The sequence below is a fragment of the Gordonia sp. (in: high G+C Gram-positive bacteria) genome, assembly GCF_020438995.1.
Taxonomy (GTDB): domain Bacteria; phylum Actinomycetota; class Actinomycetes; order Mycobacteriales; family Mycobacteriaceae; genus Gordonia.
Genome location: NZ_JAGQTN010000170.1, coordinates 68,380 through 76,130 on the forward strand (window position 1 = coordinate 68,380; position 7,751 = coordinate 76,130).

A 7,751-nucleotide genomic window follows, 5' to 3' on the forward strand; every position below is an offset into this window, starting at 1 on the left:
GATTGGTGCCAAATACTGACACCGATCTTCCACTTAGATGTGTTGGGTCCGATATGAGGTCTGTGTCCGTGAGGGTCCTGGCTAGGCTACTGTCTTCTGTTGTTGAAATCGGATGCGTCGTCGTTGCTCTGGTTGAAACGTGGGACGGTCCACTTGATCACTGAGCCGTTGGGAATCGACGACGTCGGTGCCGCGACGGCGATCAACCCGACGAGCTCGCTCCGATTGATCGGCCCGGTGTCGGGATCTCGGTCGGGTGTGATGTAGATGAAGATAACGCCGCGTGTCGATGAAGCACCGAGACCCGGCACCGACTCTCCACGAGCGATCTGGGCGACGGCTTCGCGGTGTCGGGGGTCTGAGCCGACGAATCCGTACTGACCGGATCGACGCTTACGTTTGACGATCGGAACTTCGCCACCGAGTTCGGGGATCGGGAACTTTCGGCCGGTTGTACTCGGCAGAACCACTGCCCAGTCGGTAGCCTTCCCGGATTCGGTTGCCTCATTGAGGAACTGACGGACGGCTTTCACTGACCTGGCGAAGTCCGGATGCCACTCGTGACGGTCGAGAAGCGTCAAGGCTTCGCGTGCGTCGATCAGTCCTGCTCGGGCGGCCAGTACCTGTCCTGGGTTTCCCTTGAACTCGAAGGGGAGGGTGATGTTGGCTGTGGCGCGCTCCAATAGGGGAATCACTACCTCCCGAAAGTTCTTGGCATTAGCAGGAGCACCTCGCTCAGGTAGTCCGTAAAACTCGTGTAATCCAGATGGTGCCTGATTGGTGACTACCGCGCGCCACATCTTGTTTCGTGCAACCGGTCTCAACCATGGGAGGTGTTGGCTGACAAGCAGTGGAACCTCGCTCGGGGTCAGGCGCGGTTGGCCATTGTTGTCGAAACCCGCATATTCCTTGAGCTGATCTCGAAAGGACTCCTCATCGAGAAGTAGCCCTTCGAAGGCTTCATACATGTCGGCGCCAGGCGTTCGCAATATATAGAGTCGGACAAGATCCTGGTAGCCGGGACGGAATCCGAACCATCGCCCAGCCTGCATGAGAGTGGATCCAAGATTGATTCTCCTTGAGAAGTGCGTGATCGTGAGGCCTTCTACGGTATACCCACGACTGAGTTTTGCGCCGCCGACGAGTATCCGCCAAACATCCTGGGTTTGAAAGTCAATCTTCCTTCGCCAACTTTCAATCGCGGTGTCAGAGTTGATAATTCGAACCGGGTCACCGTCGGCTTCCATCTCAGCGTGTGCTTCGCCTATGAACTGCCGCAGGGTGTCGAAATCGGGCGGGATTGGCGCGTCAGTGGCACGTGCCCGCATGACTGGAAGGAAGTCCTCCTCGAAGAGGCGGCGTAGCCGACGATGGCCGGTCGAGCTGTTGAACTGAGCTGTTTCCCAAAGGTTCTCGATCTCACGAGCCGTCTCCTCGTGGATCGCTGTGCTCACCGACTCATGTATAAGCATGGTGTGGTGTCGGAACCGGAGCGACGAATTGGCCTCGCGGTACTTCTTGATTGCCCCGGTGAGAACCCATGCGTCGAGGGCATCCATGAGTTCTGCTGAGCGTCGGTCGGGATCGTTGTCAGCATCGCCGTGGGTTGGCCGGATGTATGCTAGTTCGTTGGAGTTCGCGACTGTTGGCACTTCGTCGTCCCAGTCTCGACCCACATCGTGAAACTGTTGGACGCCCATGTAGTCTGGTGGTGGGTCCAGTGCTATGACGAAGTCTGACGGGTAGAGCTCGCTTTCATCATTCAAGTCGATGAAAACGTTAGCGTATGGAGTCGCCGTATATCCTACGTACTGTGCGCGTGGACATAGTCGGATGATTTCCCGAATCAGGCCATTTATCCTTGTGGGTGAGGCCTCGTCTGATTCATCTTCTGACGTTGATTTCGGTCTGGGTTTCCGGACATTGATACCGGCTTCGTCGGACTCGTCATCGATGATCAGAACAGGAAGATCTGCTCGCGTTGCTTCTCCCAATCGTCTGAGTTCATTCACTAGATGGGTCAGTGGCGAAGAATTCTTCTTGATGATCGCAATGTGCGCATCGTTGTGAGATAGATTATCATGATGGTTGAATGGTTGTTGCTCGTTGGTTCGCCTGAAGTTCAGCAGCTGCACGCCTGCTGGGTTGGATCTGAAATCATTGGCTTGGCTCGTGAGTCGCCTTATCCGTGCGATTCCTGCAGGGTCCAGGTCGCTCCCATGTCGGACGAACTTGTCTGGCCAGTCTGGATCTTGTTGGTAGTCAAGATATCTAGCGATATAGGGGTCGTCCGGATCCCGGCCAGCGAGGATCCCCTCGACTCCTACGAGTTCCATGTCGATTCTTCGCTGAGTTTGCGCGCGGAGCATCTCGATTGTTCCCGTAAGAACGATGATCAGTCGGTATCCCTCATCGATTGCCTTCGCTACCACCCCGGTGAAGTTCGCAGTTTTTCCGCTTTGTACGTATCCGACGACAAGGCCCTTCGTGCGCTTCCGATCTAGACGAGTAGGGTCGCTGAGCCTCTCGATGACTTCGGTAGAACTTTCATCCAGTGTCGTTACCGACGGCGGTGACCATCCCCGGACGTCGTGTAGATATTTAGCATAGTTCTCCCAGTACACTGACGGCCTATTCGACGGATACCATGGCGGGAATGGCGTGGGGATAATTGTGTTCAGCTTGCGTGCTACCGGAAAGAGTCCGGTGAGAGTATCTGAAATCTCATCTGAGAATCCTAGCGCAGTGTAGACTGCTGATCGGCGTTCCATTGTGTTCGGGGCGGTGCGGTTTCCGCTAGCGTCGTTTATGTTTTCATGTGCATCCCATCTTGCGAGCGCTCGATGAAATTGACTGCGTGCCGGATCATTTTGGTTTGAGTGAGCAACGAATCTGACCAAGTCTACATTGGTCACAACTGATCCAGGAGCCAGTGCCTGAACCAAAGTGGTCATGGTAGGGACCGGCTCTTGATCCTTCATCATGCCGAGTGTACGGGCGAGAGCATCTGCCCAGACTGGTCGTTGGTCGGTCATGAGTTTGGGGCTCCCTTGGTCGCGATGAATCCGGCGATGGGTTCCGACAGTTCGTCGGGGGTGCGGTCAGTGAGGTCGATCCGGTATGAGATATCCGAGATCAGGCCGATATTCGGAACCTGATCGAGTGACGCCGCGGTGATCGCGGGGAAGTCATCGGTTACCCGATAGGCGCGTGGAACTGAGCGCAACTCCCAAGGTGTGGGGTAGAGGTCGGCATCGTCGTCGTACCAGGTCGCTGACTCCAGCAGTCGGTTCAGATCGACTATGTGGCCACCCGTGAGGGAACGTATGCGGTTGACGAGTTCCGGCAGCGTTGTGCCTGCTTCGAGTGTGCTTTGCGTCAGTTGAACCGATATGACCGCTAGTCCGGCACCGGGTACCGGGACGAGTTGTGTCAATCCGTGGATCATGTGCTTGCGTCGCTCCCCGGTCGTGGTCTTCACCTCGAGGTGCAGTGCTTCGAACACGAAGTCGTGTTCGCGCGGCTTGGATCCCTGCCAGGACGAGACTGCCGGACCTGCGCCGATCTGCCCAATCAGATGTTCGAGGAGTAGGAGCTCACCGAACAGGCCTACCTGCTTCTCGGCGCTCATGGCGGTCCGGTTGGCGAACACGTTGAGGTGCGTGCTGATGCCAGTCGCGACCGCAGCTGCTAGCGGTACACGGTGCTTCTGCAATTCGTCTGCGATTGTGAGGACGAGCGCAAACACCCCATGCAGATTGTCCTTGACCTGCACGATGAGTTCCGCGCTACCAGGTACTCGGAGCGAGTCGCCAACGAACGACACGTTCTTGAACCTCGTAACGTCTGGTTCGGGAGTCTGGGGCTCGGTCACCAGAGTAACTACCCCGTGCGAACGATCAAGTTCGACCTGGCAGAAAGGATTTCCTGCCAGAGCCAACGCTATCGGGGACCCCGAATCCCAGTACTGTTGAAGCGTTGAATTATTGAGCTCGCGGGCGTCGTTGCGGCCGGTTTCCACGTTTCTTCTCTCTTCTCGTATAGCTTCTGTTCGGCTGTTACTGCTACGCCGAGGATGTTCTTCCACAGGTTGATGTCATCCTTGCTCCGGGGACCGAAGTTCTGCCCCTGGAACACGTGATGGGTGAGTAGGTACAGCAGCGTCTTGAGGACCGGCGCATCATTCTGGCTGCCACGATCGCCGACAAACAGATGCCGGTACCGGGAGTTGAGCCAGATACTGCTCTTGGACCGATCGATGTCGAACAGTTCGCCCTCGGGCATGGAACGCCACTTCAAGTCGATGGACTGTCCATCGATGAACGACAGCTCATCAGCCACCTGCTTGCGGACTTCCGCGGGTAGTCCCTTGTCGGGCTTGATGACCGGCTTGCGGCTCCGATCGCGTTTGGTGGCAGTAGTGAACGCGTCCTCTGCGTCTTTGAGATAGTCGGTGAAGGTCGTACCGTCCGAGGCCAGCGCCTGTCCCAGCACATCCTGGAAGCGGTGCTCGAAACGGAGCGAGTTCTTCTCCGGATTCATCGTCAGGAACCGGCCGATCGTACCGTCGTCCTCCAGCATCACGCGGGCGAGTTGGCGGCCGGGACTGTAGGTCGCAGTCTGGCCCCAGCCTCCGATCTGGAGCAGGCGATCGTTGCGGTAGATGTAGAAGCCCTGGAACTCGCGGCCGTGTTTGCCGCCCAGCGTGTAGCTGGGCAAGGTGGACTTCGCCGGCCAGATGTGGCAGGTGAGCGTCAGGTTCGTGCGGTCGTCGAGCGTCGCAAGGAGCTTCTTCGGGTATCTCGGATCACCGGTACGCGTGTATCCGAACGGGTCGAGCGGCTTGACCGGTGTACCGCGGATGGTCTGTCCGGCGCCGAGTTCATCGACATGGACAAAGATCGCCAGCCTCTTGCGTTCGAGCAGGCGGTGGAACGTCACGCCGAGATGCGTCCGCAGCTTCCGACCGACTGTCGCCAGCCAGGCGATAGCCTCCTTGTCACTGCGGCCGTGGTAGGAGCTACGCATCTGGGTCCACACCACGCTCGTGCCGACTCTAGTGCCGGTGAGCGTTTTGCGTTCTTGCGTGTGGAGGGCAGCGGAGGCCTCGGTCAGTACTTCGCAGCCGAAGTCTGTCGAGTAGTCGACGCGTTTGATCCGGCGGCCAACGGGCGGCAGGGTCGAGTTCGCCGACCACACAGTGAGCACATCGCAGTTGCCGAAGGCGGCCTGTTTCAGACCCATCCCGAAGTGACCGAGGTCTGCGGCGTTGTACTCGCGTTGGTGGCCGATCGTCATCGCGTCGTCGATGGTGCGCTCGTCCATTCCCGAACCGTTGTCGTGGACTTCCACCTGCACGAGCCGGCCGTCGTTGGTCAGGAGCCTCACCCATACTGTGCTCGCCCCGGCGTCGATGCTGTTGTCGACGAGGTCCGCGATCGCCGACTCGAGGGTGTGGTTCGCGCCGAGACTACGCACGAGGCGTGGATCGGGTGCCAAGGTGATGCGCCGGGCGACATCGTTCGATTCAGACAAAGACGGGCTCCGATGGGTATGTAGTTGACGATCCTGTGCTGCCAGCACGCCGTCGCGAGGCAGAGGAGCGATGCAGCGCCGCGGTGTCTTCGTGTCCGGAGCGCGTGTGCACGACGATGCCTTTCTCTGTCCGCTTGGCCTGATTCACATGTGCTTACCAGAATGTTCGATTGTACGAAGTGAATCGACCGCGTTGCAGGGAAGTTCAGCCTATTTGGCCAGCCGGGCGTCGAGGAGTTCGATGATGCGCGACCAGGGGACGACCTTGCGGAATGCGCCACATTCGGATGCCGGATTCGGTCCCGCCTCGTCTGCAGCTGCGATCGCCCGGCGGCAGGTGTCCTGGTCTTCACCGAGTGCCTCGGCGAGCCACAACAGTCCTGGGGCGCATTTGAACCGGCCGTAGAAGGCTTTGGAGCTGGTCGAGGGGTTCTTGCGGTTGTAGGCCCCGCGGCCGTCGTACTCATCCAGCCACCCGGCGATGTGTTCGCGCTGCGACGAATACCAGACGCTGCGGTAGTCGAGGCCCTGGTGATCGTCCGTGACCGCCTGGCGCACCGGCAACGAGAGGATGAGGTCCCGAAGGTCGGTCACCGGGAGGTTGGCGGTCTGTGCCAACGCGCGCCGCATCGTTTTCCGCCGGTCGTCGGTCAGTTCGATGATCTCGTCCTCGATAACGTCGTCGGCGAAATCCCAGTCATTCACCCGTTCCGCCATGTATTCGACCAGTTCCTCCGTTCCCGCGGGCCGTACGGGCGAATCTCCTTCGACGATCCCGGTCAGCGACGGATAGACCGTCCATTCACCATCGCAGTAGATCGACGTGACGATGATCGCTTCACCCGTTTCATCGCCGTCCTCGTCGACGCGGTTGGCCTTCAGCGTGCATTGATGCTGGGTTCCGACGACACGGTTGGTGATGGTCGAGGCGAAGCCGGCAAGGACGGATGCATCCCACAGGTTCCAGAAGTCGTCGCTCTGCGACGCGTGCACCAGGTAGTCCACTTCTGTGGTCACCATCGTGTCGTAGGTGCTGTTGGCGTACAGGGCGTTGTGCTCGGCCCGGACCTGCGCATCGCGCTCGGGATCGGTTGAGGTCACGAAGTTCCACTCGTTGACACCGGTACCTATTTGGCTCAGGAGGGACGTGATCGGTGCCGGCCGGACCGCTACCTCCCGCCCCTCGGGGACATTTGGCAAATGGCCGGTTCCCTGACGGACAATGACCCAGGAACCGTCGAAATAGTCGGCCATCGCGATACAGTAGTCGCCCTCGTCCTCGCCGCTGCGACTCCCCCGATTCACGACCACCTGGAAGGTGAGTCCGTCGTCGAGGCAGCGAGTGGCGACCTGGACATTGTATCCGAATAGGAATGCGGTGCAACGGAAGTCGTGAATCTCAACCGGTAGCCACGCTCGGGCCAGGTCGTCTGCTGTCGCTTCGGTTTCGTCCGCAGGATTCGGATCGTTGGCTGAAGTTTCTGGTGGGCACATAGACTGTCGCTTCATTTGAGTGGGGGTGCGGTGGCGTGTCCGGAATCTGTACCGGCGTAGATGAATTGGTATTGAAGGTGCGGGTCAGTGCGGTTGTTCGGCGAATGCCGCGGCGAAACCGTCGGCGAGACCGGCTGCGCGCCTGCGATATTCGGATGGGGTGAGACCACTGCCGGGCAGCCGGTAGCGGCGGGCGAGTTTGGCGAGGGCGTCGGCGCCCTCGTTGAGGAGGTGACCGTCGTGGCCACGGACCCAGCGGATGTCGATGCGGTCGCGGTGCTTACGGACTCGCCGTTGCGCCTCGACCAGACCGGCGAGCCCGACCGCCCGATCGGTGGTGTACCCGCGCGGCAGGACCTCGTCGCCGGCGCGCCAGCGGTTCACCATCGCGACGGACTCCTGGCTGTCGGTGAGGATGGTCAGCGGGCGGTGCCCGAACTTGCGGACCGCCTCGTTGATGCCGCGCAATTCGGCGACGAGCACGGGCTGCGAACCGATCTGCTTGCGCTGGTGGGGGAATGCCATCAGCTGGTACTGGCCGTCGTCGGCGAGGACACCGAAACCAGTGATTCCGCGCGATACGGAGGCGTCGGTCGCGACGGTGATGGGGTCGTCGCATACAACCTGGGCCGGCGGTGGTGGGGTGTCGTCGTCGGCGCCCAGCAGCCTACGGATCGCACGCAGCTGTGCGGTGTGCTCAGCGGTGGCCGGTCCGGTGATCA

At 59.7% G+C, this 7,751-nt stretch carries 5 protein-coding genes; all 5 read right to left on the minus strand.

Features of this window, described 5'->3' with window-relative positions:
- Positions 1-86: 86 nt before the first annotated feature.
- Entirely contained in the window at positions 87-2,624 is a 2,538-nt protein-coding gene (locus KDB67_RS12680) for a Z1 domain-containing protein (RefSeq protein WP_291016180.1), read from the minus strand.
- Positions 2,625-3,031: 407 nt separating this feature from the next.
- Complete coding sequence (locus tag KDB67_RS12685; protein ID WP_291016188.1) at positions 3,032-4,021, minus strand: PD-(D/E)XK motif protein; 990 nt, start codon at positions 4,019-4,021, stop codon at positions 3,032-3,034.
- Positions 3,943-5,535 carry an ATP-binding protein gene (locus tag KDB67_RS12690; RefSeq protein WP_291016181.1) on the minus strand — a complete coding sequence of 531 codons (1,593 nt, stop codon included), beginning with the start codon at positions 5,533-5,535 and terminating at the stop codon, positions 3,943-3,945. The genes KDB67_RS12685 and KDB67_RS12690 overlap by 79 nt, the downstream gene beginning before the upstream one ends.
- A gap of 210 nt (positions 5,536-5,745) precedes the next feature.
- Positions 5,746-6,840: a hypothetical protein gene (locus KDB67_RS12695; RefSeq protein WP_291016182.1), complete on the minus strand. Its 1,095-nt coding sequence runs from the start codon at positions 6,838-6,840 to the stop codon at positions 5,746-5,748.
- A gap of 273 nt (positions 6,841-7,113) precedes the next feature.
- On the minus strand, positions 7,114-7,751 hold a 638-nt coding region (locus KDB67_RS12700), incomplete at its 5' end, for an RNase H family protein (RefSeq protein ID WP_366852213.1).